A 25,409-nucleotide genomic window follows, 5' to 3' on the forward strand; every position below is an offset into this window, starting at 1 on the left:
GCCCACATGGAGTGGCTGAGCACGGAGAACGTCGTGGCCGTCGGCACCGCGGTGCTCGGCATCGTCGCGTCGGCGGGCATCTTCTGGTACGAGCGCCGGGTCCCGCGCCGCAAACGCATCGGCTACCGCGTGCAGATGGACAACCCGATCGGCGACGACATCCGTTCGGGACGGTTCGGCAGACGTCTGGGCCTGTTCGACGAGGCCCCCGACATGGCCGACGCCACCCTCGTCCTGATCCGGATCGAGAACGACGGCTCCCAGGGCATCGGCCGCGACGACTACACCAGCCCCGAACTGCACGGTCTCACCGCGGTGTTCACCGACCGCACCATCCGGGGCGTCTCGGTCACCCAGCCGACCGACAGCGACCACCTCATGCCGCACTTCACCCCGGAGCGCGGATTCGGCTACGCGGGCAACACCCTGCGCATCCCGCGCGTCCCGCTCAACCACGGCGAGCACTTCAAACTCCTCGTGCTGCTGTCCGGCGGTGACGTGGGCCGGGAGATCAGACTCATCGGCGGCCTGCACGACGGCGAGGTCCACCCCAACCGCAGCGCCACCCCGGACGACGCCACCCCGCTGTTCAGCCGGGCCTCCCGGCTGATCACCATCATGCTGACGGTCAGTGTCCTCGCCCTCGCCACGATCATCGTGGCCCGCGACGACAACCCGCCGCCGATCGGCTGCGCCAAGGGCTCGCTGCGGGTCATCGGCTCGACCGCCTTCGCCCCGGTGATGGCGGACGCGGCGAAGAAGTACGAGAAGCAGTGCGAGGGTTCCTCGATCACCGTGGACGCGCACGGCTCCACGGCCGGGATCCGGGACCTGAGGAACGCCGGGGCCGCCGGGAAGAAGCCGGGCTCCCCGTCGGTGCTGGCCATGTCCGACGGCCCCAAGCCCACCGACATGCCCGAACTCCACGAGAACCGGGTCGCGTTGGTGGTCTTCGCGCTCGTCGTGAACGACGACGTGAAGCTGACGGACCTCTCCACCGCCGACGTACGACGGCTGTACCGGGGCGACATCACCAACTGGAGGCAGCTGGGCGGCCCGGACCTGCCGGTGCTGCTGGTCAGCCGGGACGCCAACTCCGGTACGCGGCAGGTCTTCCAGCGCCGGGTGCTGAAGCGCGGCGAGATCGCCAACTCCTCCGTCGACTGCGTGCACAAGGACGACCCGACGGCCAAGGTGATCCGCTGCGAGCTGGACTCCACCGACCAGGTGCTGTCGGAGGTGGCCCAGCTGAAGGGAGCCGTCGGCTACGCCGAGCTGTACGTGGCGGCCGGGGCGAAGGGCCTGCACACCCTCTCCCTGGACCACGAGGCCCCGTCCGTGGAGGCGATCGAGCGCGGTGTCAGCGCGTACCCGTACCGCGAGATCGAGTACGCGTACACCTACGGCCAGCCCGCCGCCGACACCCTCGCGTCCAGCTTCCTGGCGTACGTCGAGAGGGGGAACGGCCAGGACGTCATCCGCAGTCACGGGCACGTGCCCTGCGCCACCTCCGTGGGGAACAGGCTCTGCGGCTGATCCCCTACGCGGGGAACTCGATCCCGCACGCCCTGCGGATCCCGTCCAGCGTGCGGAGCGTGCCCACCGACGCCTCCAGCGGCCGGAGCGGCGACTCCCGCAGGCCCTCCGCCACGCACCGCGCCACCTCCGCCGCCTCGAAGTGCAGCCCGTCGTGGGCCGTGCGCTCCTCCGTGTACGTCAGCGTCGTACCGCCGCCGGACGGGGTCAGCAGGACGTCCCCCGGCTGGTAGAAGGGGCCCGGCAGGGTGAGCGTGGCGTGGCTGCCGGCGATCGTCGCGGTGGTGGGGGTGTCGCTGAGGACGGTGGTGTGGACGACGGCCTGGTTGCCGTCGCCGTCGCGGAGGACGGCGGAGAGCTGGCCGTTGACCCCGGCGGCCGGGTGCGGCCGGCCGGTGGCGAGGATCTCGGTGGGCTCGCCGAGGACCCAGGTGGCGAGGGAGACGGGGTAGGTGCCGAGATCGAGGAGTGGGCCGCCGGCGAGGTCGGCGCGCAGGATGCGGTGGCCGGGGGCGAAGTGCTCGCCGTGGTCGGCCAGCACGGTGTGGATCTCGCCTAGGACACCGGAGTCGAGGATCTGCCGGACCACGTCGAACCGGGGGAGGAAGAAGGTCCAGAGCGCCTCGGCGCAGAACAGGCCGCGCGCGGCCGCCAGTCGGGCCAGTTCGGCGGCCTGCGCCGCGTCCAGGGCCAGCGGCTTCTCGACCAGCGTGTGCTTGCCGGCCTCCAGCGCCAGCCGGGCGCAGGCGAGATGGGCGGTGTGCTCGGTCGCCACGTAGACGAGGTCGACGTCCGGCGCCGCGACCAGCTCCTCGTACGAGCCGTAGGAGCCGGGGATGCCGTGCCGGCCGGCGAAGTCCTCGGCGCGGCCCGCGGCGCGGGAGGCGACGGCGGTGAAGCGCTGGCGGGTGTGGCGCCGCACCGAGCCGACGAACCGCTCCGCGATCCACCCCGTACCGAGCACACCCCAGCGCAGGGCGGGCGCCGCCATGGGGTCGGGGGTGCGCGGGGCGGGGAGCGCGGCGGGGAAGGCGGGGGGCGTCGGCATCTCAGACCTCCGGGACCCGGACGGCGGTCGTACGGCCGTCGGCGTGCATGGACGCGATGACGGCCTCGGCCACCGCGGAGGCCACCAGTCCGTCGTGGGCGGTGGCCAGCGGCGCCGGCCGGCCCTCGGCGACGGCGTCGGTCCAGGCCTGCAGCTCCAGGCGGTAGGCGTCGGCGAACCGGGGCCGCCAGTCGGCCGGATAGCCGGTGGCGCGGGTCCGGGCGGTGTCGGAGACCAGCCGGGCCGGATCGGTCAGCGCCAGCGTGCCGTGCTCGCCGACGACCTCGCAGCGGACGTCGTAGCCGTAGCCGGCGTTGAGGAAGGTCTCGACGGTGGTCAGCGCGCCGTCGGCGGTGCGCAGCAGCATCAGCTGGGGGTCGCGGAGGGTCGTCGCCGCCGGGGTGGGGCGGGCCGCGTGCCAGCTCACCTCCACCACCGGGGAGTCCAGCAGCCAGGGCACGGTGTCGAACTCGTGGATCGCCGACCCGGTGACGCTGAACTCGTCGGTGGCGCCGGGCGCGGAGGTCACCCCCCGGCTCACACAGTGCACGAGGAGCGGGACCCCGGCCGCACCGGCGGCGAGGGCGGCCCTGAGGTCGGCGTACCCCGGGTCGAAGCGGCGCATGAAACCGAGCGAGACCAGGTCAGCGGCGCGGTCCTCCCGCAGGACCCGTACGCACTCCGCGGTCGTCGGCGCGAGCGGCTTCTCGCACATCACCGGCTTGCCCGCGCGGACGGCGGCGATCGCGAGGTCCGCGTGCGTGCTGTCGTGGGAGGCGATGACGACGGCGTCGACACCGGGGTCGGCGATGAGCGCGTACGGGTCGGCGCCGGACCGCGCGCCCGGCACCCCGGCGACCACCTCCGCCGCCCGCCCCGCGTCGAGGTCGGCGACGTACGCGACCTCGGCGCCGGAGACCCAGCGGTGCAGCGTGTGCACATGGTCGGCGCCCATGTTCCCGGCGCCGACGACCCCGACCCGCACGGCACTCATCCGAGGCTCACCCACGCCCCCTGCGCGGCGGAGCGGCTCATCGCGTCGAGGGCGGTGGCGCTGTGCACGGCGTCGTCGAGGGTCGCGCCGTACGCCGTGTCCTCGGCGATGGACCGGAGGAAGGCGTGGGCCTCGATCACCTTGAGGTCGTCGTAGCCCATGGCGTTGGCCGCGCCGGGCTGGAAGGCGCCGTACTCGCCGTGGCCGGGGCCGACGAAGACGGTGCTGACGGGCTGGTCCTGGTAGGAGGTGCCGCGGCTGACACCGAGCTCGCCCATCCGCCGGTAGTCCCAGAAGACCGCGCCCCGGGTGCCGTGCACCTCGAAGCCGTAGTTGTTCTGCTCGCCGACCGAGACCCGGCAGGCCTCCAGCACACCGCGCGCGCCGGAGGCGAAGCGCAGCAGGCAGTTGACGTAGTCCTCGTTCTCGACGGGGCCGAGTTCGCCGCCGGTGGCGAGGGTGTGGCCGGCGGTGGCGCCGGTGGGCCGGGCCCGCTCCGGGATGAACACGGCCGTGTCGGCGGCCAGCGACTCGATGTCACCGAGCAGGAAGCGGGCCAGGTCGACGCCGTGCGAGGCAAGGTCGCCCAGCACCCCGCCCCCGCCGCGGGCACGCTCGTAACGCCAGGTCAGGGCGCCGTCGGGGTGGGCCGCGTAGTCGCTGAAGAGGCGGATCCGGACGTGTGTGACGGTCCCCAGCTCGCCGGAGGCGATCAGCTCGCGGGCGTGGGCGACGGCGGGCGCGTTGCGGTAGTTGAAGCCGACCGTGCTCCGCACGCCGGCCGCGGCCACGGCGTCCGCGACGGCCCGGGCGTCCTCGGCCGTCAGCCCGACCGGCTTCTCGATCCAGATGTGCTTGCCGGCCTCGGCCATCGCCACACCGATCTCGCGGTGCAGGAAGTTCGGCGCGGTGATGCTGACGGCCCGGACCCGGGGGTCCTGCACGACCTCGCGCCAGTCCCGGGTGGTGGACGCGAACCCGAACTGGGCGGCGGCCTCCTCGGCCCGCCCCGGCACCTCCTCGGCGACGGCCACCAGCTCCGGCCGTACGGGCAGCTGCGGGAAGTGGTGCGGAATGCGCTGGTAGGCCTGGGTGTGCACCCGTCCCATCCAGCCGAATCCGACGACGGCGACGCCGAGCGTACTCACCATGGGCTGCCCTTCTTTGGACCGTTCCAGAGATTGCCCGCTCACGATGCGGGGCGACTTCCGCAGGTGTCAAGACATTCGGCCGTCTTTACAAAGCCGGAGGGGGTATGGAACGGTCCAGGGCATGAACGCTCCGACCATCCGTGACGTCGCCGCGCGCGCCGGGGTGTCGAAGTCGCTGGTCTCCCTGGTGCTGCGGGGCGCGGACGGGGTCCGCGAGGACAAGCGCCGGGCGGTCCTGGCGGCCGTCGAGGAACTCGGCTACCGGCCCAACGCGGCCGCCCGCAGCCTCAGCGAGCGCCGCACCCGCACGGTCGGCGTCCTCCTGAACGACCTGCGCAACCCCTGGTTCGTGGAACTCCTCGACGGGGTGAACCGGCGGCTGTCCGACAGCGGGCTGCGGATGCTGCTGGCCGACGGCCACCTGAACCGGCGCCTCGGCGAGGACCTCACCCACACGTTCACGGAGCTGCGCGTGGACGGCCTGATCGCGGTCGGCACGCTGCCGGACCCCGGGGTGCTGCGCACGGCGGCCGGCCGGATCCCCACGGTCGTGGCGGGCACCAGGGAACCCGTCCTGCCCGCCGTGGACATCGTCGCCAACGACGACGAGCTGGGCGCCCGCCTCGCCACCGAGCACCTCATCGGACTCGGCCACCGGGACATCGCGCACATCGCCGGGCAGGGCGCGGTCGGCGAACTGCGCCGGCGCAGCTTCGAGGCGACGATGCGGGCGCACGGGCTGGCCGGTTCGGCGGTGGTGGAGCAGGGCGACCTGACGGAGGAGGGCGGCTACCGGGCGACGGTCCGCCTGCTGAGCCGTCCCCGGCGTCCGACGGCGGTCTTCGCGGTCAACGACATGACCTGCGTCGGCGCGCTCTCGGCGGCCGAGGAGACGGGGCTCACCGTCCCCCGGGACCTGTCCCTGGTCGGCTACGACAACACGTACCTCTCCCGGCTGCGGCACCTGTGGCTGACGACCGTGGACAACGGGAGCGAGGAGGTGGGGCGGCGCGCCGCCCAACGGCTCCTGGAGCGGATCACGGAGCCCTCGCGGCCGGCCGAGGTGGACCTGGTGACGCCGTTCCTGGAGGTACGGGGGACGACGGGGCCGCCGTCGGGCGGGTGAGCGCCGTGTGTCGGCCGCCGCGCCGTCGTGGTCGCTCGCGCAGTTCCCCGCGCCCCTGACGGGGCGCTACAGCTGACGCGCCCCGAAACGCGCCCCAAAGGGGCGCGGGGAACTGCGCGACCAGCCACAGCGCACCCGCAGCCACCCGGCAACGCGCACCCCCCTCACCTCGGCTCAGGAGGACGTTGCCGCGGCATGTTCGGTCGTGCCCCGTTGGTGTTGCCCGGCGGCAGCGGGAAACGGCCGCTGAGATGTCCCGCGTCCGCGCGGGACCCGGCCGTCACCGTCGCCTGGATGCCCAGCGGAGCCGACCCCGTGCGGAACTCCACCATCCAGTCGGCCGTCTCGGTGCGGACCAGTTCGGTCACGTCCTCGGAGAACCGCCGCAGCACCGCCAGGCACCGCTCCGCCGCCTCGCTCGCCGTCCCCTCGGCGGGACCCAGCACCTCCCGGACGCTCTCCGAGGCCCAGTCGAACTGGAGCACCTGGAGCCGCCGCTGCACGGCCTGCGCGGTCGCCATGTCCCTCATCCAGCCGGACGTCACCCCGAAGAACCGGTCGACGCCGATGCAGGCCACCGCCGTCAGCAGCGCCAGATACCCCCAGGGCGCCACCCCGCCGATCACCCCGGTGAGATCGAGGAGCGGCAGCGCCGCCCCGAGCGTCGCGCCCACCGCCGCCCCGGACCGCAGCACCCGCGCGCCCCGCCGTTTCCACACCCGGTCCGCGAGGTACCACGCGGCGGTCTCCAGCGCCCCGCGCTCCACCCACCGGTACAGCTCGTCCAGCCGCTCGGCCGGCTCGCCCCAGTCCCCGAGCGGGAACGCCCGCCCGGTCAGATCACCCGGCCGCAGTCCGGCCGCGCCCTCGCCCCGCCCGTCCTGACGCGGTCCCTCGGGCTGCATCTCCGGCTGACCCACCCGGCACTCCCTACTGATCACAACCGGTCACGTTCCGTGACCTCGGACATGGCGTCGGTGCGACCATGGCTGCTGACGACGGGAACCCTTCCTACCGCCCAATGGGTGGCGAAGGCTCGGCTTTCGTCTCTTTTCCGCCCAGAAGTGGGCCTTGATCAGGTATAGGGCCCCCGGGATTCTCACTCGAAAGAGTGGCGGGGCGATGGCTGCGTCGACCACGTAGGCTCATCCACAACGGGACAACCGAGAATCGACACCCAGGAGCTGATCGTGATCCCCGGTGGTGGCCAGCCCAATATGCAGCAGCTGCTCCAGCAGGCCCAGAAGATGCAGCAGGACCTGGCACAGGCCCAGGAGGAGCTGGCGAACACGGAGGTCGACGGGCAGGCCGGCGGCGGCCTGGTGCGGGCCACCGTGACCGGTTCCGGCGAGCTGCGCGCGCTGAAGATCGACCCGAAGGCGGTGGACCCGGAAGACACCGAGACCCTCGCCGACCTGGTCGTCGCGGCCGTCCAGGCGGCCAACCAGAACGCCCAGACGCTCCAGCAGCAGAAGCTGGGCCCGCTGGCGCAGGGTCTGGGCGGCGGCACGGGCATCCCCGGCCTGCCGTTCTGACCCCGTCGGACCCCCGCTGATCTCGCCGTTCTGATGTTCGTCGCCCGCGCGACACCCGCACCGCCTTCCTAGGACAGGCGGCAGCCAACTACGGTACGTACCGAAAGACTCCAGGAAGGGCAGTCCGTTGTACGAAGGCGTGGTCCAGGACCTCATCGACGAGCTGGGTCGGCTTCCCGGCGTCGGTCCGAAGAGCGCGCAGCGGATCGCCTTCCACATCCTGCAGGCGGAGCCGACGGACGTACGGCGTCTCGCGCAGGCTCTTCTGGAAGTGAAGGCGAAGGTCCGCTTCTGCGCGACCTGCGGCAACGTGGCGCAGGAGGAGCTGTGCAACATCTGCCGTGACGCGCGCCGCGACCCGACGGTCATCTGTGTGGTGGAGGAGCCGAAGGACGTCGTCGCGGTCGAGCGCACCCGGGAGTTCCGCGGCCGCTACCACGTCCTCGGCGGGGCGATCAGCCCGATCGAGGGGGTCGGCCCCGACGACCTCCGCATAAGGGAGCTGCTCGCCCGCCTGGCGGACGGCACGGTCACCGAGCTGATCCTGGCCACGGACCCGAACCTGGAGGGCGAGGCCACGGCCACCTACCTCGCCCGCATGATCAAACCCATGGGCCTGAAGGTCACCCGCCTGGCCAGCGGCCTCCCGGTGGGTGGCGACCTGGAATACGCGGACGAGGTCACCCTCGGCCGCGCCTTCGAGGGGAGACGACTCCTAGATGTCTGACGCCACGCTGCACGCGACCGCGCAGAACCCCGACGACTTCGCGGTCCAGATCGCCGACCAGGTGGAGAGTTTCCTGGTGGCCGTCACGGAGGTGTCGAAGGGCGACGAGCCGGACTCGGCGGTCCCCTTCCTCCTCCTGGAGGTCTCCCAGCTCCTGCTGGCCGGCGGCCGTCTCGGCGCCCACGAGGACATCGTCCCCGACGAGCGCTACGAGCCGGACCTGGGCCCGGAGCCGGACGTCGACCAGCTCCGGGAGAACTTCGCGCGTCTCCTGGAGCCCATCGACGTCTACTCCGAGGTCTTCGACCCGTACGAGCCCCGCAAGGCGCCCGTCCCGGCCCGTCTCTCCGACGACCTCGCCGACGTCATCACCGACCTCCGCCACGGCATGGCCCACTACCGCGCGGGCCGCACCACGGAGGCCCTGTGGTGGTGGCAGTTCTCCTACTTCTCCAACTGGGGCCCCACCGCCTCCGCGGTCCTGCGCGCCCTCCAGTCCATCCTCATCCACGTCCGCCTCAACCAGCCCCTGGACGAGCTGGACGGCCTGGACACCGACCAGGACACCATGGGCGACGAGACCCTGGAGTTCGAGGCGGGCCGGGTCATGGAGCAGGAGATCGGCGGCCAGCTGGGCCTGGGGCCGGTCAAGTAGCCGTCCTCGGAAACCGGCCCACCTCTCCCAGCAGGGCGAACAGCTCCGTAGGGGACTGGGTGACGCCGTTGCCTCCGGCGGCGGCCACCTGGTCCCGGCGGGCCATCGCACCGGAGCCGCCGTAGACGAACACCGGGGTCGTGGCGTTCGCCTCGCGGATCTTCCGGATCAGCGCGAGTCCGGCGTCGGGGTTGAACCCGTCGGCCTCGGCGCGGCCCATGTCGGAGATCACGGCGTCGAAGGGCCGCTGTGCCCGCCGCAGGGCCTTCAAGCCCTCGTCCGTGGATTCGGCCTGTACGACCTCCACGCCCATCGCCTGCAACTGGGCGGCCTGGTAGGCGTTGTTGGAGGGCGCGTCATCGACCCACAGGATCCTGCGCAGGACGCGTTGCGCGGACCCCGCCGGCTCCGTCTGAGCCGTGACCTGCCGTTGCAGTTCCGCGGTGGTCTCGACGACCTGGTCCGTGAACTGCTGGACCGTCAGCTCGTTGTTGCCGACCTTGAGGCTGAAGGCCCGATTCTTGACGATGTCCCGGATCTCCGGGAGCAGCTTCCACACCACCCAGGCGGCGAACGCCGGCCAGGCCAGCCCGGTCAGCGCCCGGATCAACTCCGCCGCGTCCTGCATCACAGTCCTCCCAGCCCACCGCCAGGTCCACCCCAGTCGTCTGGCCCATTCGGACGATCTGGTCCGCCCAGATCCTCTGGTTCATCCGGGTCATCCAGCCGACCCAGGTCATCCTGCCGACCCAGGTCATCCAGCCGAGGCAGGTCATCCAGCCGCACATAAGGTGTGGGCGGCCTCGGTGGGCGCTCCGGGCTCGCCACGCTCATGCCGAGGTCCAGCGGCACCAGGGCGACAGCCGATAGCTCGGTGCCCGTGGTCAGCAGGCCCTGTATCCGGTTCAGGCCGAAGTGCTGAACACCCATCGCCACCGTGCCGATCACGTCCAGGTCCGCGACGTCGATCGGGGCCGCGGCGTTGAACCAGGTCAGGGTGTTGGCCATGGCGAGGTCCACCGTCCTGGCGTAGGCGCGGGACAGTTCGGCGAGCGTCCTGGCGTACCGTCGGGCGGCCGGTCCGTCCTCGGGGGAGAGCATGTCCAGCGCCAGGCCCCAGAACGTCCGGACCGGCATGGCCATCGACCCCACGGGAACGACGCCGTCCCGGTGCGGTGACCCGGTCGCGAAGGACCTGAGCTCTGCCGCCTGTGCGCTGCCGGGTGTGGTGAGCCTGGCGCAGGCCAGCAGCAGATAGGTCTGCTGCTGGACGTGCTCGCTCGCGCCGTGCCGCTGTCCGGCGGTGCGCAGGAGTCGTTCCGTCCAGGAATCCAGCTGGTCGCCATACCTGTCCGGCGCCAGCGCGGCTCTGAGGTAGGCGCCGTAGGCGAGTCCGGCCCGGGAGAACAGCCAGGCGGCGTGGAGCAGCAGTTCGACTCCCGGGGCCCGTTCGGTCAGCAACCGCCACTGACCCGCGAGACGGTAGGCCGACGCGGCCTCGACGAGGGCCTTGAAATCACCGTCCTCCCCCTCGTCGGGTTCCACGAGATGTCCGTATGCCTCGTGGAAGTCCGCCGCGGTCCTCATCCGGTCGGCGTCCAGGCGTAGCGGGCCAGGAGGCGGGGAAGTCATCTCAGAGCATCTCCCTGACGTTGCTCAGCGATTCGGGCCGCACGAATTCCGAGTTGTGGTGGGTCCACGTCTGCTGGATCGTCCTGTCCCCGCGGTCCCACTCCCACCTCTCACAGTGGCTGATCTGGCTCGCCGGAACGCGGATCTTCGCGGCCACCTCGCCCTCGGCGTGGTACGGCGAGTATCTGCGGTAGGTGTTCAGGTCCCGGACCTCCTCGGCGACGCCCTCCACCGCCACTGCGGAACGCGGGGCCAGGAGGACCCAGCAGAAGTAGAGGTAGGCGACCGACTCCTGTCCGAACCGGGTCCCGAACCACAGGGCCGTGTGCCGGGCCGTGTGCACGAAGTTCGTCTTCGCCGCGGTGTCCCGCTCCACCGTCCCGCACGAGAGGGATATGAACGGGGTCTCCTCGCAGAACGGCAACCCCGTGGCCGGGTCGATGCTCTCGAAATGATTCACGTGCAGATTGAGATGGTGTTCGGTCAGCCTTGAGGCGATCTCGTTGTGAGGCAGGGGATCCTGCTTCTGCCACCAGCGGCAGGCGATCCCGAACCTGTCGTCGATTATTCGTCTGGCGATGTCGTCGTCAGGAAGCGACATGCCCTTCACGCACCATTGCACGATCAACGCTCGTCCCCCGATGTCACGCACGCGCCGGTTCCACCAGGCTAGGCCAACTCGACTGATCAATAAGCGAGTTGGCGTGACACCCCGCAAGTCCCCGCCCGGGTGGCGTTCGTTTCCGCAGTTCGGCCCGGGGCTTGAGCCTCGGGCTTCGAGCTCTTCCATTGGGTTTCTGGGCTGGTTTGATCCGACCCAACCAACCAAGTCTGCAGGTGAGTTGAAGCCGCCTACCTCGAAAGGGTGACGTTCCGTGATCGGCTTGCGTCGGAACGTGAAGGCGCCCTAGGTTCGCGGCACATAGATCGGCCCCGGTCGGTGCTGGAACACCGGCTCCGGGGCCTGGACCTACGTATCGAGGTACCTCGATACCCAAACAACCGAGGAGCCTCGCCGTGGCTTGCAGCCACCCTAGCCCCGCCCTGCCGTCCCCGTCGCACCCCATGGCCAAAACGGGTTACGGCAAGCGCCTCGCAGGTGACGAAGACCCGCACGCCGACCCGGACTTCGCACACCTGAGCCCCCGCGACCGTGAGATCGCCGTCTTCGTCGACCATCTCCATGAAGGTCACGCGATGGGCTACAAGGCGATCGCCGCCGAGCATCCCCGCTACGGCCAGCAGGCCTGCCGCACCTCGCTGCGCCGCATCACGCTCGCCGGCCATCTGCGCTGGATCAAGGAGCACATCACCGTCGAGGACAACTCGATGCGCTGGGTGACCCGGACGTACTGGTCACGCACCCGCAGGTCGGCCGAGTGGTGGGCGGAGTTCGCGCGGGAGCTGGACGGCAAGGACGTCACCGAGGACTACCAGCCGGGGCTGGCCCGCGTCGAGGAGGTCCAGGCAGCCCAGGACATCGATGTCGTGGACGTCGAGCCGGAACCCGACACCGCCCAGCAGGTCCTGGCCGAACTGCGTGCCGCCGACTCCCGTATGGCCCTGTCCGACACCGATTGCCGTTCCCTCGCATCCCTGGCCGAGGAGTGGCTGTCCCGTGGCGCGACCCCGGACGACATCACCAAGGCCCTGACCGGCGGGCTGCCGCCCGCCGTCACCAACCCGGGCGGACTCGCCCGCAGCCGATTGGAGAGCAGGATGCCCCCGAAGAAGTCCAAGGCGAAGGTCCGGCAGAAGGCCGCCCGGCGCGCCCGCGTCACCCGCGTGATCATGGCCTGCGGTCTGTGCGACGCGGACGAGCGGACGACCGAGATCGTGAGTGGGCTGTGCCGGGAGTGCCTGGAGTGCGTCGACGAGGACGAGTACACGGACGGCTACGTCCCGGAGACCTTCCTGCCCGGCCCGCGCGGCAGCGGCGGCCTGCCCGGCGCCGACGAGGTCATCGACGTCACCGAGCGCGTGGAGGCGCTGCGCCGCGCGGCGGGGCTGCGGTGAGCGTGCAGGAGGTGCCGGTCGGGGCAGTATGGAGTCGAGGAGGCGACGCCATGACCCCCGGGACCGAGCAGCAGCCGCAGATGTCCGTCGAGGAGTTCGAGGAACTCGAACGCCATGCCCCCGAAACCGTGTGGCTGGAGTTCATCAACGGGAAGGTCCAGGTCAAGCCCTTGCCCGATGGCAACCACAGTGAGATCTACATGTGGCTCCTGGAACAGTGCATGCGGCTGCGCCCTGATCTGAGGCTCCATCCCGAGCGAGGTCTGAAGACCGAGGCCTATCGAAAGGGGCGCGCTCGTGCGGACGGCGTGCTCGTACCCAAGGGCAGCCTCAAGGGCCTGGGGGAGTGGTCGGAGACCAGTGGGGTGCTGATGGCCGTCGAGATCACCTCGTTCGACTCCGACACCAACCAGCGCGACCGCGTGGAGAAACCCGATGGCTACGCCGCAGCCGGCATCCCCGTCTACCTCCTCGTCGACCGCGACGACTGTTCGGTCGTTGTGTTCAACCAGCCCGAGGACGGCCGTTACCGGCACGAGGAGAGGCTGCCGTTCGGAGCGGCCGTGAAGCTTCCGGAACCGGTGAACATCAACCTGGAGACCGAGCCCCTCAAGGACTTCGTGGAATAGGAGCCGTACCCGATCAACTAGGACACCGGCGGGCCTAATCGCGGCCTACCGTCGCCGGCGACACCGATGTCGGCGAGAGGAACGCCATGGCCGCGCAGCCCGGCAGCACGCCTGAGGGGTACACCACGGTCGCGCCCTGGGTCGTCACCGACGACACCGGGGCGTTCCTGGACTTCGTCACCCGGGCGTTCGGGGGTGAGGAGCTGGGGCGGGTCGCGACCGAGGCCGGTGCGGTCGGGCACGCCGAGATCCGGATCGGCGACACCGTCGTCCTGGCCTTCGACCGGAGTCCGGACTGGCCCGTCATGCCCAGCCTGCTGCGTGTGTTCGTCGCCGACGCGGACGACACGTTCGCGCGGGCCGTCGAGGCCGGCGGCCGGGTCGTCACCGCCCTCGCCGACCACGCCTTCGGACAGCGCGGCGGCCGGATCAAGGACCCCTTCGGCAATATCTGGTGGGTGGTCGCCCAGGTCGAGGACGTCTCCGAGGAGGAGATGTGGAAACGGCTGGGGGAGCCGGTGTACGCCGAGGCCATGCGCGTCGCCCAGGAGACCTTCGACGCCGAGCTCAGCGGCCGGAGCCGGGGGCGCGGCAGTGCGCCGGTGCGGGGAGCCGGCTGATCACCACGTCCAGACCCCCTTGGCCACCGCGGTGACCCCGCCCGTCAGGGCCAGCAGGAGGACCAGGTGGCGGGCCTGGTGCTCGGGCAGGCGGTCGCCGACGGTCCGGCCGATCAGCCCGCCGGCGAGCATCGCCCCGCCCACCGCCGTCCACTCCGCCGAGGTCAGGGCCGGGACCCCGTTCGCGGTCACCGAGAACGCGTTGACGACGACGCCGTAGAACTGGGCGTTGGGGACGAACTCCCGTACCGTCCAGCCCGCGTTGAGGGCGTAGAGGGAGACCGGCGGGCCGCCCACGCCCGCCGCCGAGTTCATGAAGCCGCCGAGGGCGCCGGCCGTGAGCGCGCCGCCCCGGCCGCGCAGGGCCGGGACCCGGGCGCCCCGCATGACCAGCAGCACCGCCGCCGTCACCAGCGCACCCATCGTCAGCAGGAGGGCGGGCGGCGGGAGTTGGCGGGTCAGCCAGGTGCCCGCGGGGACCGTGCAGGCCGCCGCCGCGCACAGCGGGAGCATCGCCGCCGGACGCACCCGGCGCCAGCCGCCCGCCAGGCCCACCACGCTGATCGCGCCCGCCGCGCAGTTGGCGAGCGACACCCCCTCGGCGGGGCCCAGCAGCAGGATCAGGGCCGGCACGGCGACCAGCGCGAAGCCCATGCCGGTCAGCCACTGCACGCTCGCGCCCAGCAGCACGATGCCGGTGAGAAGGATCAGCGCCGTCATGGTGTACCTGCCTACACCAGCGGTCCGGCAGCGCGCTCCCTCGTTGCCGTCCCCGGGACACGGAATCGTTGATCTCGCCAGGCCAGCCCATCAGCTCACCAGACAACGAGGACCTTCCCATGAAGTCGCTGCTCGCCTCCCGCCCCGTCCTGTGGTTCCTCTTCCTCTTCAACCTCGCCGTCGCCGCCGTCGCCCCCTTCGTCGTCGACGGGGCGCAGGGCGTGCTGACCGCCGTCGGGATGGGGGTCGTGTCGCTCGGCGCCGGCGTCAGCCTGCTGCGCGGCCGGACAGCGAGGATTGGATGAGCGCTGCACGTCCGCTGCACGTCCGCTGTACGTCCGTTGCACGGGCGTTAACCAGCGGAAAGAGAGTCTGGGGTCATGACTCACAAGCCCCGCAGGACCCGTATACGCGCCGCCCTCGTCGTCACCGCCACCGCCCTCGTCACCGCCGCCACGGTGAGCGCGGGGGTCAGCCAGGCCGGCGGCTCCCACACCGCCCAGCAGCCCAGCAAGAAGCAGATCGCCGGACTCTTCGACCGGTGGAACAACGCCCTGCGGACAGGCGACCCGGAGAAGGTCGCCGACCTGTACGCCAAGGACGCGGTGCTGCTGCCGACCGTCAGCAACAAGATCCGCACCGACCACGCCGAGATCGTCGACTACTTCGAGCACTTCCTGCAGAACAAGCCGGTGGGCGAGAAGAAGCGGACCATCATCAACGTGCTCGACCGCGACTCGGCCATCGACACCGGGATCTACGCGTTCACGCTCACCGACCCGAAGACCGGCGCCAAGCGGGTGGTCGAGGCCCGCTACACCTACGAGTACGAGAAGCGCGGCGGGAAGTGGCTGATCGTCAACCACCACTCCTCGGCGATGCCCGAAGGGTGATCAGCACCCACAACCCGCCGCCGGGCGCGTCCCGCAGGGTCACCGTGCCGCCGTCGTCCGTCAGCAACTGCCGTACGACGGACAGGCCGAGGCCCGAGCCGGAGCGGCCGGTCAGGCCCTGGCCGCGCCAGAAGCGGTCGAAGGCACGGGGCTTCTCCGCGTCCGTCATGCCCGGACCCTCGTCGAGGACGGAGAGCGTCACCTCGTCCGGGCCGGCGTCGGCCCGGACGGTGATCGTGCCGCCGTCCGGTGACACCTCCAGGGCGTTCGAGAGCACGTTGTCCAGCACCTGGTCCAGATGACCGGGGCTGGCCAGCACAGTCGGCCGGCCGTCGGCACTCCCCCTGAGCGCGATGTGGACTCCGCGCTCGTCGGCGGCCGGTCTCCACACGTCGAGGCGCTCCTCGACGATGTCCAGCAGCTGCAGCGGCTCGGGCGCCGTCACCTTCGCCTCCGCCCGCGCCAGCACCAGCAGCCCGTTCACGAGGCGGCTCATCCGGACCACCTCCGCCGTCGCCTGCTCCACGTCCTCGCGGACGAACTCGTCGTCGACCCCGTCCGCGATGTTGTCCAGGGACAGGCGCAACGCGGTGAGCGGGGTGCGCAGTTGGTGGGAGGCGTCCGCCACGAAGATGCGCTGCGAGGCGACCAGGGTGTCCAGGCGTTCCGCGCCCTGGTTGAGGGTGTGGGCGAGGGTCCGGGTCTCCGCCGGGCCGGTCACGGGGGAGCGGGCGGTGAGGTCGCCGTCGCTGAACTTGCTCGCCATGGAGTTCAGTTCGCGCAGCGGGCGGGTGATCCGGCGGGCGGCCACCGCGCCGATCGCCGCGGCCGCCGCCAGCACGAGCACCGCAAGGCCTGCCCGGAAGCCCCAGATCTGCCACAGCCGGGTCGTCATGTCGGACGTCGAGTAGACGATCCGTACGGCCGCGTCGCCCCGGGCGGGGACGGTGACCGTCAGGTGGCTGCCCCAGATGAAGTCCGAACCCCAGTCGGTGGTCGGCGTGTTGCCGCTCACCGCGCGGGTCAGCGCCCGGTCGGCGGCGGGCCTCGGCAGGTCCGGGGCGCAGCTGCCGCCGGGGGACACCTGGACCGTGCCGGGGGACTCACGGTCGTACGCCTTCGCCACCTCGGTCAGCGCCTCGCAGGAGATGGTGTCGTCACCGCCCAGCAGCAGCGCCATGGTCTTGGCCTCGCGCAGGACGGAGAGTTCCGTGTCGTCGCGCAGCTGCTTGGTGAGGGTGAAGGCGACCGGGACGGTGAACAGCAGGATCGCGACCGCGACCAGCAGGATGTAGCTGCGGATGAGCTGGCGGTTCACGGGGTGTCCCCGGCTACCTCCAGGCGGAAGCCGACCCCCCGGACGGCCTCGATGGTGATCGCCCCGGCCAGCTTGCGGCGCAGGGCCGCCACATGCACGTCCAGGGTCTTGGTCGGGCCGAACCAGTTCGCGTCCCAGACGGCCTCCATGATCTGCTCGCGCGACATCAGCGCGCCCGGCTCCTCGGTGAGGAAGGCCAGCAGGTCGTACTCCTTGGGGGCCAGGGCCACCTCCGCGCCGTCCAGGTGGACCCGGGCCGCCTTGCGGTCGACGGTGAGCCGGGCGCCGTAGCGGTCCGGGCCGCCGTCCGCCCCGCCGGGCGGCCGGGTGCGGCGCAGCACCGCCCTTATCCGGGCGATGACCTCGCGCACCCCGAACGGCTTGGAGACGTAGTCGTCCGCGCCCAGCTCCAGGCCGACCACCCGGTCCGTCTCGTCGCTGCGCGCGCTGATCACGATGATCGGCACATCGCCGCGCCGCCGCAGCGCCTTGCAGATGTCGAGGCCGTCGCCGTCGGGCAGGCCGAGATCGAGGAGTACGACGTCGTAGGGGCCGGGGTGGGCGAGCGCGGCGGCGCCCGTGGTGACCCACTCGACCTCGAAGCCGTACCGCCTCAGGCCGCGCCGGAGGGATTCCGCCACCGGCTCGTCGTCTTCCACCAGAAGTACGCGCACGCCCCGTACCTTAATTCTTGAAACTTAATTCACACTCGTCCCGGCCCGGAGCCGTCACTGTGAGCCAGGGCACTTTCCGCGTGGCGCGCCGTTCCCTGGGCAGGTTCGGGACGCGGCCGATGTCTCACCATGCGGGAGCACGCTGGGGGAATTCGGACGCTCGTTAAACTGAGCCGACACAAACGAACCGAGCGAGGAGCGCACGTGGGCCTTGTCGTGCAGAAGTACGGAGGCTCCTCCGTTGCCGATGCCGAGGGCATCAAGCGCGTCGCCAAGCGGATCGTGGAAGCGAAGAAGAACGGCAACCAGGTGGTTGTCGTCGTTTCCGCGATGGGCGACACGACGGACGAGCTGATCGATCTCGCCGAGCAGGTATCCCCGATGCCTGCCGGGCGTGAGTTCGACATGCTGCTGACCGCCGGAGAGCGTATCTCCATGGCCCTGCTGGCCATGGCGATCAAAAACCTGGGCCACGAGGCCCAGTCGTTCACCGGCAGCCAGGCAGGCGTCATCACCGACTCGGTCCACAACAAAGCCCGGATCATCGACGTCACGCCGGGGCGGATCCGGACGGCGCTGGACGAGGGCAACATCGCCATCGTGGCGGGGTTCCAGGGCGTCAGCGCGGACAAGAAGGACATCACCACGCTGGGGCGTGGCGGGTCCGACACGACCGCCGTGGCGCTCGCCGCGGCCCTCGACGCCGAGGTCTGCGAGATCTACACCGACGTCGACGGTGTGTTCACCGCCGACCCGCGCGTGGTGAAGAAGGCGCGGAAGATCGACTGGATCTCCTTCGAGGACATGCTGGAGCTCGCCGCCTCCGGTTCCAAGGTGCTGCTCCACCGCTGTGTGGAGTACGCCCGCCGTTACAACATCCCGATCCACGTCCGGTCCAGCTTCAGCGGACTTCAGGGCACATGGGTCAGCAGCAAGCCGATTGGGGACAAGAAGGTGGAACAGGCCATCATCTCCGGTGTCGCGCACGACACCTCCGAGGCCAAGATCACGGTCGTCGGTGTGCCCGACAAGCCGGGCGAGGCCGCCGCCATCTTCCGGACCATCGCCGATGCCGCGATCAACATCGACATGGTCGTGCAGAACGTGTCCGCCGCGGCCACCGGCCTGACGGACATCTCCTTCACGCTGCCGAAGACCGAGGGCCGCAAGGCCATCGACGCGCTGGAGCGCAACCGGTCGGGCATCGGCTTCGACTCGCTGCGCTACGACGACCAGATCGGCAAGATCTCGCTGGTCGGCGCCGGGATGAAGACCAACCCGGGGGTCACCGCCTCGTTCTTCGAGGCGCTGTCCGACGCCGGCGTGAACATCGAGCTGATCTCGACCTCCGAGATCCGTATCTCGGTCGTCACCCGCGCCGACGACGTGCCGGAGGCCGTGCGCGCCGTGCACACCGCCTTCGGGCTGGACTCCGACTCCGACGAGGCCGTCGTCTACGGAGGCACCGGCCGATGACCGGCAAGCCGGCGCTCGCGGTCGTGGGTGCGACCGGGGCGGTCGGCACGGTGATGCTCCAGATCCTGTCCCAGCGGGCGGACGTCTGGGGCGAGATCCGCCTGATCGCCTCCGCGCGCTCGGCCGGCCGCAAGCTGACCGTGCGCGGGGAGGAGATCGAGGTCGTCGCGCTGTCGGAGGAGGCCTTCGACGGCATCGACGTCGCGATGTTCGACGTGCCCGACGAGGTGTCCGCGCGCTGGGCACCGGTCGCCGCCGCGCGCGGTGTGGTCGTGGTGGACAACTCCGGTGCCTTCCGGATGGACTCCGAGGTGCCGCTGGTCGTCCCCGAGGTCAACCCGCACTGCGCCCGCACCCGGCGGCGCGGGATCATCGCCAACCCCAACTGCACCACGCTGTCGATGATCGTCGCCCTGGGCGCGCTGCACGCCGAGTTCGGGCTGCGCGAGCTGGTGGTGTCGTCGTACCAGGCGGTGAGCGGCGCCGGGCGGTCCGGGGTGGAGACACTGCGGGCCCAGCTGTCCATGGTCGCCGGTACGGAACTGGGCACCAAGCCCGGTGACGTGCGGCGGGCGGTCGGGGACCTGACCGGGCCGTTCCCGGAGCCGGTGGCGCTGAACGTCGTACCGTGGGCCGGGTCGCTGCGCGAGGACGGGTGGTCCTCGGAGGAGATGAAGGTGCGGGACGAGTCCCGCAAGATCCTCGGGCTGCCGAAGCTGCCGGTCGCGGTGACCTGCGTCCGGGTCCCGGTGGTCACCACGCACTCACTGACGGTCCACGCCAGGTTCCAGGGCGAGGTCACGGTCGACAAGGCCCGGGAGATCCTCGACACGGCCCCGGGCGTGGTCCTCTTCGACAACCCGGCCGCCGGGGAGTTCCCGACCCCCGCCGACGTGGTCGGCACCGATCCGACCTGGGTCGGGCGGGTCCGGCGGGCCCTCGACGACCCGACCGCGCTCGAACTGTTCGTGTGCGGGGACAATCTTCGCAAAGGCGCAGCTCTCAACACCGCGCAGATCGCCGAGCTGGTGGCCGCCGAACTGACCGGCCGTTCAGGTATGGCGGAGTTTGCGTGAACAGTCGGTGACCACGGGAAACGACCCTTATGGGAGCGGGCCCACGCGTAGGACCTGCGTAAGAAATGTGGCCGGGAGCATGGTCCGGACCTCTTGAACACCGACCCCCTGCCGTTCGAAGATTTTCCTCCCCGTCCTCCGCAACCACGCGGACGGCGGGGAGCGTCTTTGCGATCGCCCTCTTACGGGGCGCTTACGCGGCCGGCCCTCGGGCCTCCGGGTTCTCGGGTCGTGAGGACGCATGATCCTGGCGTGGGGACGCCGTGATCGGGGCGTGGGGACGCCCGTTCATAATGGAACATAGGGGAAGAGCGGGACGCATGACGGCATTTGAGGCACCGTCGGGTGCGCTGCCGGACGCGCGAAGAACGGTGACGACCGGGCCGGCCGGCCATCCCGGCGTACCCGGCGCGAACCTGTCCGGCACAGCTGTCGCAAAAGTGATGCCCGGCACGTACAACCCCGACGGGGGTAGACGTGTCCAACTTGCGTGGCAGAGGTACTCGAACTCAGTGCGCCCCGCGGCGCGACGGCCCTGCGGCCGCCCCTCGCCGGCCTGCGTCCCCGCAGGTCCGGCGCGTCCGGCGGCATGCCGGTGATCGCGCCCATGCCCGCAGCGCGGCCCACCCGCATACCCAGCCAGCGCGACGGCGCCGAGGAGACGACGGCGGCGGCCGGTACCACCGTCGACCACCTCACCGAGACCTACCGGGCGCACTACCGCTCCCTCCTCGGCCTCGCCGCCCTCCTCCTCGACGACACGGCCTCCTGCGAGGACGTCGTCCAGGAGGCGTTCATCCGCGTCCACTCCGCCCGCAAACGCGTCCGCGACCCGGAGAAGACCCTGGCCTACCTGCGCCAGACGGTCGTCAACCTCTCCCGCTCCGCGCTGCGCCGCCGCATCCTCGGCCTCAAGCTCCTCTCCAAGCCGATGCCCGACATGGCGAGCGCCGAGGAGGGCGCCTACGACCAGCTGGAGCGGCGCGACCTGATCAAGGCGATGAAGGGGCTGCAGCGCCGCCAGCGCGAGGTCCTCGTGCTGCGCTACTTCGCCGACATGACCGAGGCCCAGGTCGCCGAGACGCTCGGCATCTCGCTGGGCTCGGTGAAGGCGTACGGCTCACGCGGCATCGCGGCCCTGCGGGTGGCCATGGAGGCGTCGGCATGACGGACAGCCCCGAGGGAGGCGACTCGCATGATCGCCACGAGCCCTACGCTTGGCACGAGCCGACACGGGACGGTGCGGCGCGCGCCGAGCGCGGGCCACACGGTGTCGCCGGTCACGGATCACCCGGTTCGGACGAGTCACCCGGCTCGGACCAGCCATCCGGTTCGGACGAGCCGTCCGGTTCGGACGGATCACCCGGTTCGGACGAGCCATCCGGTTCGGACGAGCCGCACGGTTCGGGGGAGCCGGCGCGGGACGACAGGCCTGGCGACAGACCTGCCGGCCGGCGCGAGCCGACGCGAGACCACGAGCAAGAGCACACGCAATCGCACGCTGGGAACGGAACTGTGAACCACGGCCCCGACGAAAAGGGCCCGGAGGGCCTCGGACAGGGTCCTGAGGGGACCCGGAGCGGGCTAGGACCCGGCTTCGGATCCGCCGCCGACGGCCCCGACACCCCGGACGGGCTCGACCGGGACGAGCTGGCCCTGCGCCGGCTGCTGCACACCGCGGTCGACGACCTCGCACCGCGCGACGGCGCCCTCGACCACCTGCGCCGCGCGGTACCCGCCCGCCGTGCCCGCAAGCGCCAGGCCGCCGTCGGCATGGCCGCCGCCGCCCTGTTCATCGGCACCGCGATCCCCGCCCTGGTGCATGTCTCCAACTCCGGCGGCACCGACCCCAACACCTCCATGGCAGGCCAGGCCTCTCAGGCCCAGGGCGGCGCCACCGGCGGCAAGAACCCCGACGGCGGCGCCAGCACCGCGGGCGGCTCCAGCGGCCAGGCCGCCGACCAGAGCCCGGGCGGCACCAAGGACCCCGGCAAGAGCGAGAGCACCGGGACCGCCGGCGGCACCAAGGTCGTCCCCACCGCCAGCGCCGCCAGCAGCGCCCCGGTCTGCACCTCCGCCCAGCTCTCCACCCCGACCTCCACCGTCGCCGCCCCCGACTCGACGGGCGTGGTCTACGGCACCTTCCGGGTCCTGAACGTCTCGACCACCAGCTGCACCGTCGGCGGCCCCGGCAGTGTGGCCCTGCTCGCCCAGGGCGCGGCCGACAGCACCAAGATCTACGCCGCCCGGCACGCCTCGGGCGACGCGGCGGCCGGGCTGCCCGACCCGTCCACCGAGCTCACCGGTCTGGTCCTGGCGCCCGGCGCCGCCTACGAGGAGAAGTTCGGCTTCGTCCCCCTGGAGACCTGCCCGACCACCGGCTCCAGCAGCGGCTCCACCGGCTCCACCGACACCGGTGGCACGACAGCCTCCCCGAGCCCCTCCGGGGACACCGGCAGCAGCACCGGTACGACCACCTCCGGGACGGACGGCACCACCACCCAGCTGCTCACCGAGGACGGCACGGCCGACGGCAGCATCGCGGTCTCGTACACCCCCGAAGCCGGGTCCCCGACCGGCTCCGCGACGGTGCCGAACGCCTGCGCCGGAACGGTCTACTGGACCGGGGTGCTGGCGGCACAGGCGTGACACCCGGGCCCGGGCAACGGCTCGGGCTCCGGCTCGGAACCTGATCCGGCCTCCGATTCAGGCCCTGGGTTCAGGCCCTGGGTTCAGGCCCCGGGTTCAGGCCCCGGGTTCAAGCTCTCGGTTCAGGCACTGATCTCGACGGGCTCTTCCTCCGGCAGGATCCCCAGCGCCGCGTCGCGCGCGAACTCCACCTCGCGGCGCAGCAGCCGGAACCACATGAACACCACGAACCCCGCGAACACGAACCACTCACCCGTGTAGCCGAGGTTCTGGAACGCCTTCAGATCGAGCCCCGAGTTGTCGGGCGCGGTCGCCGGCACGGCCGTCATCCCCGAGTCGGCCTTGTCGAGGGTGACCCAGGCGTCGTACACCTTGTACGGCACCAGGTTCACCAGCGAGGCCGAGCTGATCGCCGCCGTCTGCCCCGACGGCAGCCCGCCCTGGTTGCTGATGCCGTTGTCCCCGGGCGTCTCGGAGGCCTGCAGCGCGCCGGTGACGGTGACCTCGCCGGCCGGCGGGGCGGGCGCCTTTGCGGCGTCGGCCTTGCCGGGCAGCCAGCCGCGTACGACGGGCAGGGCCTGGCCGGAGTCGGTGCGCAGCAGGGTCAGGACGTAGAAACCGTCCTTGCCGTCGAGCTGACGATCGGGCACCAGCAGCTGCTTGGCGTACCGGCCGCTCACGGTGGCCCGCTTGCCGGAGGTCGACTGGTCGACGGGGAGCAGGTCGGCCAGCGGCCGGGCCGCCTCCGTCCGGGCCGTCTCGACCTGCTCGTCGGCGCTGCGGTGGGCCTCCACCCGCGCTTCGAACCGGCTCAGCTGCCACGACCCCATGAAGATGCAGAACGGGATGGCGAGCAGCACGAAAACGTTGATGCCCCACCAGCGGGGTGTCAGCAGAAAGCGGTACACACCGTCCACGGTACGGGGCGTTGAGGGGGCGATTCCGCGCGGGGTGGGCGCCGGGCGGCTCATCGCACGCAAAGTTATCCACAGGCTGCGGACGCTCCTCGGCACATTGGGGGCGCGGACAGGCACTATGGGGCCATGACTGCGGCCATGAGTGAGAGCGACATGCCGGACTGGGAGAAGCGCTTCCGCGCCCCTCGGGTCTCCCTGCCGGACTGGGCGGAGGACGCCCCCGACCGTTCCCTGTTCGTGTCGAACGCGACGGGGACGTACGAGCTGTACGCCTGGGACCGCGCCAGCGGGGAGCAGCGCCAGGCGACGAACCGGCCGAACGGCACGACGGACGGGCTGCTCTCCCCGGACGGCGCGTGGATCTGGTGGTTCGACGACAAGGACGGCGACGAGTTCGGCGTCTGGCGCCGGCAGCCCTTCGAGGGCGGCCCGGACGAGCCGGCGGCGCCGGGCCTGGAGCCGTCCTACCCCTCCGGCCTGGCGCTGGGCCGGGACGGCCGCACGGCGGTCGTGGGCCGCTCGACGGACGACGAGGGCACGTCGATCTACCTGGTCGGAGCGGGGGCGGAGCCGCTGGAGATCTACCGCCACCACGAGTCGGCGGGGGTCGGCGACCTCTCCCACGACGGTTCGCTGATCGCGATCGAGCACACCGAGCACGGCGACGCCATGCACTCGGCGCTGCGCGTGGTCCGCCCGGACGGCACGAAGGTCGCGGAGCTGGACGACACGGAGGGCGGCACCGAGGAACTCGGCCTGGAGGTGCTCGGCTTCGCACCGGTCGAGGGCGACCCCAGGCTGCTCATCGGCCACCAGCGGCGCGGCCGTTGGGAGCCGCTGGTCTGGGACGTCGCGACCGGCGAGCAGACCGACCTGACCCTGGACCTGCCGGGCGACGTGAGCGCGGAGTGGTACCCGGACGGCAGCGCCCTGCTCGTCGCCCACAGCCACAAGGCCCGCAGCGAGCTGTTCCGCTACGAGCTGGCGACGCACGCGCTGACCCGCATCCCGACCCCGCCGGGCTCGGTCTCCGGCGCCACGGCCCGTCCCGACGGCACCGTCGAGTACCTGTGGTCCTCCGCCGCCGAGCCGCCGGTGGTGCGCTCCACGACGGGTGAGATCGTCCTCGACCCGCCCGGCATGAAGTGCCCCCCGTCGGTCCCGGTCGAGGACGCGTGGGTGGAGGGTCCCGGCGGCGCCATCCACGCCCTGATCCAGAAGCCGGTGGGCGCCACCGGCCCCCTGCCCACCGTCTTCGACCTGCACGGCGGCCCGACCTGGCACGACAGCGACGGCTTCGCGGCGGGCCCGGCGGCCTGGGTCGACCACGGCTACGCGGTGGTCCGCATCAACTACCGGGGTTCCACGGGCTACGGACGCGCCTGGACGGACGCGCTGAAGCACCGGGTGGGCCTGATCGAGCTGGAGGACGTGGCGGCGGTACGCGACTGGGCGGTGGAGTCCGGTCTCGCCGACCCCGACCGGCTGGTCCTCACCGGCGGTTCCTGGGGTGGCTACCTGACCCTGCTGGGCCTCGGCACCCAGCCCGGCTCCTGGGCGGTGGGCATCGCCGTCGTCCCCGTCGCGGACTACGTCACCGCGTACCACGACGAGATGGAGTCACTGAAGGCGATGGACCGCACCCTGCTCGGCGGCACCCCGGAAGAGGTCCCCGAGCGCTTCGCCGCCTCCTCGCCCCTCACCTACGTCGACGACGTCAAGGCCCCCGTCTACATCTCCGCCGGCCTCAACGACCCCCGCTGCCCCATCCGCCAGATCGACAACTACGTCCACCGCCTCGCCGCCCGCTCGGCTCCCCACGAGGTCTACCGCTACGACGCCGGCCACGGCTCCCTCGTCGTCGACGAACGCATCAAGCAACTCAGGCTGGAAATGGAGTTCGCGGAACGCCACTTGAACGGCGCGACGGCGGAGGCGACGCTCTAGGAGCCGGGCCGGGCCGGGCCGGGCCGGGTCGGGTCGGGTCGGGTCGGGTCGGGCTGGACTTGGCCGGGCT

At 71.5% G+C, this 25,409-nt stretch carries 26 protein-coding genes; 15 read left to right on the plus strand and 11 right to left on the minus strand.

Annotated elements, in window-relative coordinates; all coding sequences use genetic code 11:
* Positions 1-6: 6 nt before the first annotated feature.
* Positions 7-1,536 (plus strand): substrate-binding domain-containing protein, encoded by a 1,530-nt coding sequence (locus ACIPSJ_RS19270; protein WP_401347125.1) that lies wholly within the window; start codon positions 7-9, stop codon positions 1,534-1,536.
* Positions 1,537-1,540: 4 nt separating this feature from the next.
* Here the strand turns inward: ACIPSJ_RS19270 and ACIPSJ_RS19275 are convergent, their stop codons facing one another.
* From ACIPSJ_RS19275 to ACIPSJ_RS19285, 3 genes are read right to left on the minus strand one after another with little or no spacing between them, the layout of a single operon-like run.
* A complete protein-coding gene (locus tag ACIPSJ_RS19275) occupies positions 1,541-2,584 on the minus strand; it encodes a Gfo/Idh/MocA family protein (protein ID WP_401347128.1) in 1,044 nt (347 codons plus the stop codon).
* A gap of 1 nt (position 2,585) precedes the next feature.
* Positions 2,586-3,578 (minus strand): Gfo/Idh/MocA family oxidoreductase, encoded by a 993-nt coding sequence (locus ACIPSJ_RS19280; RefSeq protein ID WP_401347131.1) that lies wholly within the window; start codon positions 3,576-3,578, stop codon positions 2,586-2,588.
* On the minus strand, positions 3,575-4,729 hold the full coding sequence (locus tag ACIPSJ_RS19285) for a Gfo/Idh/MocA family oxidoreductase (protein WP_359206260.1): 1,155 nt from the start codon (positions 4,727-4,729) through the stop codon (positions 3,575-3,577). Before ACIPSJ_RS19285 ends, ACIPSJ_RS19280 begins: the two co-directional genes overlap by 4 nt.
* Before the next feature lie 121 nt (positions 4,730-4,850).
* Between ACIPSJ_RS19285 and ACIPSJ_RS19290 the strand changes: the two genes are divergently transcribed.
* The gene (locus ACIPSJ_RS19290; protein WP_401347134.1) at positions 4,851-5,855 is read left to right on the plus strand and encodes a LacI family DNA-binding transcriptional regulator; all 1,005 of its coding nucleotides are present in this window, start codon (positions 4,851-4,853) and stop codon (positions 5,853-5,855) included.
* A 164-nt stretch (positions 5,856-6,019) separates the two neighbouring features.
* On the opposite strand, the gene ACIPSJ_RS19295 is transcribed toward ACIPSJ_RS19290, so the two are convergent.
* A complete protein-coding gene (locus ACIPSJ_RS19295) occupies positions 6,020-6,775 on the minus strand; it encodes an SLATT domain-containing protein (protein ID WP_401347136.1) in 756 nt (251 codons plus the stop codon).
* 270 nt (positions 6,776-7,045) lie between these two features.
* On the opposite strand from ACIPSJ_RS19295, the gene ACIPSJ_RS19300 reads away from it, so the two are divergent.
* From ACIPSJ_RS19300 to ACIPSJ_RS19310, 3 genes are all read left to right on the plus strand, one after another.
* Complete coding sequence (locus ACIPSJ_RS19300; protein WP_359206253.1) at positions 7,046-7,390, plus strand: YbaB/EbfC family nucleoid-associated protein; 345 nt, start codon at positions 7,046-7,048, stop codon at positions 7,388-7,390.
* Positions 7,391-7,517: 127 nt separating this feature from the next.
* Positions 7,518-8,117 carry a recombination mediator RecR gene (gene recR / locus ACIPSJ_RS19305; protein WP_359206251.1) on the plus strand — a complete coding sequence of 200 codons (600 nt, stop codon included), beginning with the start codon at positions 7,518-7,520 and terminating at the stop codon, positions 8,115-8,117.
* Positions 8,110-8,772 (plus strand): DUF5063 domain-containing protein, encoded by a 663-nt coding sequence (locus tag ACIPSJ_RS19310; protein ID WP_401347140.1) that lies wholly within the window; start codon positions 8,110-8,112, stop codon positions 8,770-8,772. The genes recR and ACIPSJ_RS19310 overlap by 8 nt, the downstream gene beginning before the upstream one ends.
* Here the strand turns inward: ACIPSJ_RS19310 and ACIPSJ_RS19315 are convergent.
* The 3 genes from ACIPSJ_RS19315 to ACIPSJ_RS19325 are packed head-to-tail and all read right to left on the minus strand — an operon-like array spanning position 8,765 to position 11,005.
* Positions 8,765-9,400 carry a response regulator gene (locus ACIPSJ_RS19315; protein WP_401347141.1) on the minus strand — a complete coding sequence of 212 codons (636 nt, stop codon included), beginning with the start codon at positions 9,398-9,400 and terminating at the stop codon, positions 8,765-8,767. The two genes, ACIPSJ_RS19310 and ACIPSJ_RS19315, sit on opposite strands and share 8 nt — an antisense overlap.
* Complete coding sequence (locus tag ACIPSJ_RS19320; RefSeq protein ID WP_401347143.1) at positions 9,400-10,404, minus strand: hypothetical protein; 1,005 nt, start codon at positions 10,402-10,404, stop codon at positions 9,400-9,402. Before ACIPSJ_RS19320 ends, ACIPSJ_RS19315 begins: the two co-directional genes overlap by 1 nt.
* 1 nt (position 10,405) lies before the next feature.
* Positions 10,406-11,005, minus strand: coding sequence for a hypothetical protein (locus ACIPSJ_RS19325; protein ID WP_359206244.1), 600 nt, complete (start codon positions 11,003-11,005; stop codon positions 10,406-10,408).
* A 464-nt stretch (positions 11,006-11,469) separates the two neighbouring features.
* Here ACIPSJ_RS19325 and ACIPSJ_RS19330 point away from each other — a divergent pair, with 464 nt between their 5' ends.
* The 3 genes from ACIPSJ_RS19330 to ACIPSJ_RS19340 all read left to right on the plus strand — a co-directional run bounded on the left by ACIPSJ_RS19330 (position 11,470) and on the right by ACIPSJ_RS19340 (position 13,669).
* Positions 11,470-12,420 (plus strand): hypothetical protein, encoded by a 951-nt coding sequence (locus tag ACIPSJ_RS19330; protein ID WP_401347146.1) that lies wholly within the window; start codon positions 11,470-11,472, stop codon positions 12,418-12,420.
* 50 nt (positions 12,421-12,470) lie between these two features.
* The gene (locus ACIPSJ_RS19335) at positions 12,471-13,049 is read left to right on the plus strand and encodes a Uma2 family endonuclease (RefSeq protein WP_401347149.1); all 579 of its coding nucleotides are present in this window, start codon (positions 12,471-12,473) and stop codon (positions 13,047-13,049) included.
* A gap of 86 nt (positions 13,050-13,135) precedes the next feature.
* On the plus strand, positions 13,136-13,669 hold the full coding sequence (locus tag ACIPSJ_RS19340) for a VOC family protein (protein ID WP_401347151.1): 534 nt from the start codon (positions 13,136-13,138) through the stop codon (positions 13,667-13,669).
* Here ACIPSJ_RS19340 and ACIPSJ_RS19345 read toward each other — a convergent pair whose 3' ends face one another.
* Positions 13,670-14,389: a sulfite exporter TauE/SafE family protein gene (locus tag ACIPSJ_RS19345; protein ID WP_401347153.1), complete on the minus strand. Its 720-nt coding sequence runs from the start codon at positions 14,387-14,389 to the stop codon at positions 13,670-13,672.
* Positions 14,390-14,508: 119 nt separating this feature from the next.
* Between ACIPSJ_RS19345 and ACIPSJ_RS19350 the strand changes: the two genes are divergently transcribed.
* Both ACIPSJ_RS19350 and ACIPSJ_RS19355 read left to right on the plus strand, forming a co-directional pair.
* Positions 14,509-14,694, plus strand: a complete 186-nt coding sequence (locus ACIPSJ_RS19350; protein ID WP_359206236.1) for a hypothetical protein — start codon at positions 14,509-14,511, stop codon at positions 14,692-14,694.
* A gap of 75 nt (positions 14,695-14,769) precedes the next feature.
* Positions 14,770-15,282 carry an SgcJ/EcaC family oxidoreductase gene (locus tag ACIPSJ_RS19355; RefSeq protein WP_401347155.1) on the plus strand — a complete coding sequence of 171 codons (513 nt, stop codon included), beginning with the start codon at positions 14,770-14,772 and terminating at the stop codon, positions 15,280-15,282.
* Here ACIPSJ_RS19355 and ACIPSJ_RS19360 read toward each other — a convergent pair.
* Positions 15,248-16,600 carry a sensor histidine kinase gene (locus ACIPSJ_RS19360; RefSeq protein WP_401347157.1) on the minus strand — a complete coding sequence of 451 codons (1,353 nt, stop codon included), beginning with the start codon at positions 16,598-16,600 and terminating at the stop codon, positions 15,248-15,250. The genes ACIPSJ_RS19355 and ACIPSJ_RS19360 overlap by 35 nt on opposite strands.
* Positions 16,597-17,274, minus strand: a complete 678-nt coding sequence (locus ACIPSJ_RS19365) for a response regulator transcription factor (RefSeq protein ID WP_359206230.1) — start codon at positions 17,272-17,274, stop codon at positions 16,597-16,599. Before ACIPSJ_RS19365 ends, ACIPSJ_RS19360 begins: the two co-directional genes overlap by 4 nt.
* A gap of 204 nt (positions 17,275-17,478) precedes the next feature.
* Here ACIPSJ_RS19365 and ACIPSJ_RS19370 point away from each other — a divergent pair, with 204 nt between their 5' ends.
* From ACIPSJ_RS19370 to ACIPSJ_RS19385, 4 genes are all read left to right on the plus strand, one after another.
* Positions 17,479-18,750 (plus strand): aspartate kinase, encoded by a 1,272-nt coding sequence (locus ACIPSJ_RS19370; RefSeq protein WP_355712630.1) that lies wholly within the window; start codon positions 17,479-17,481, stop codon positions 18,748-18,750.
* Positions 18,747-19,826, plus strand: coding sequence for an aspartate-semialdehyde dehydrogenase (locus tag ACIPSJ_RS19375; RefSeq protein ID WP_401347160.1), 1,080 nt, complete (start codon positions 18,747-18,749; stop codon positions 19,824-19,826). Before ACIPSJ_RS19370 ends, ACIPSJ_RS19375 begins: the two co-directional genes overlap by 4 nt.
* A gap of 490 nt (positions 19,827-20,316) precedes the next feature.
* A complete protein-coding gene (locus ACIPSJ_RS19380) occupies positions 20,317-20,994 on the plus strand; it encodes a SigE family RNA polymerase sigma factor (RefSeq protein WP_365679644.1) in 678 nt (225 codons plus the stop codon).
* Positions 20,995-21,341: 347 nt separating this feature from the next.
* On the plus strand, positions 21,342-22,475 hold the full coding sequence (locus tag ACIPSJ_RS19385) for a hypothetical protein (RefSeq protein ID WP_401347162.1): 1,134 nt from the start codon (positions 21,342-21,344) through the stop codon (positions 22,473-22,475).
* Between the two features lie 122 nt (positions 22,476-22,597).
* Here the strand turns inward: ACIPSJ_RS19385 and ACIPSJ_RS19390 are convergent, their stop codons facing one another.
* A complete protein-coding gene (locus tag ACIPSJ_RS19390; RefSeq protein ID WP_359206223.1) occupies positions 22,598-23,383 on the minus strand; it encodes an SURF1 family protein in 786 nt (261 codons plus the stop codon).
* A gap of 135 nt (positions 23,384-23,518) precedes the next feature.
* Between ACIPSJ_RS19390 and ACIPSJ_RS19395 the strand changes: the two genes are divergently transcribed.
* The gene (locus ACIPSJ_RS19395) at positions 23,519-25,339 is read left to right on the plus strand and encodes a prolyl oligopeptidase family serine peptidase (protein ID WP_359206221.1); all 1,821 of its coding nucleotides are present in this window, start codon (positions 23,519-23,521) and stop codon (positions 25,337-25,339) included.
* The last annotated feature ends 70 nt before the right edge of the window (positions 25,340-25,409 follow it).

The sequence above is a fragment of the Streptomyces sp. NPDC090088 genome, from assembly GCF_044747345.1.
In the GTDB taxonomy this organism is placed as follows: Bacteria; Actinomycetota; Actinomycetes; order Streptomycetales; family Streptomycetaceae; genus Streptomyces.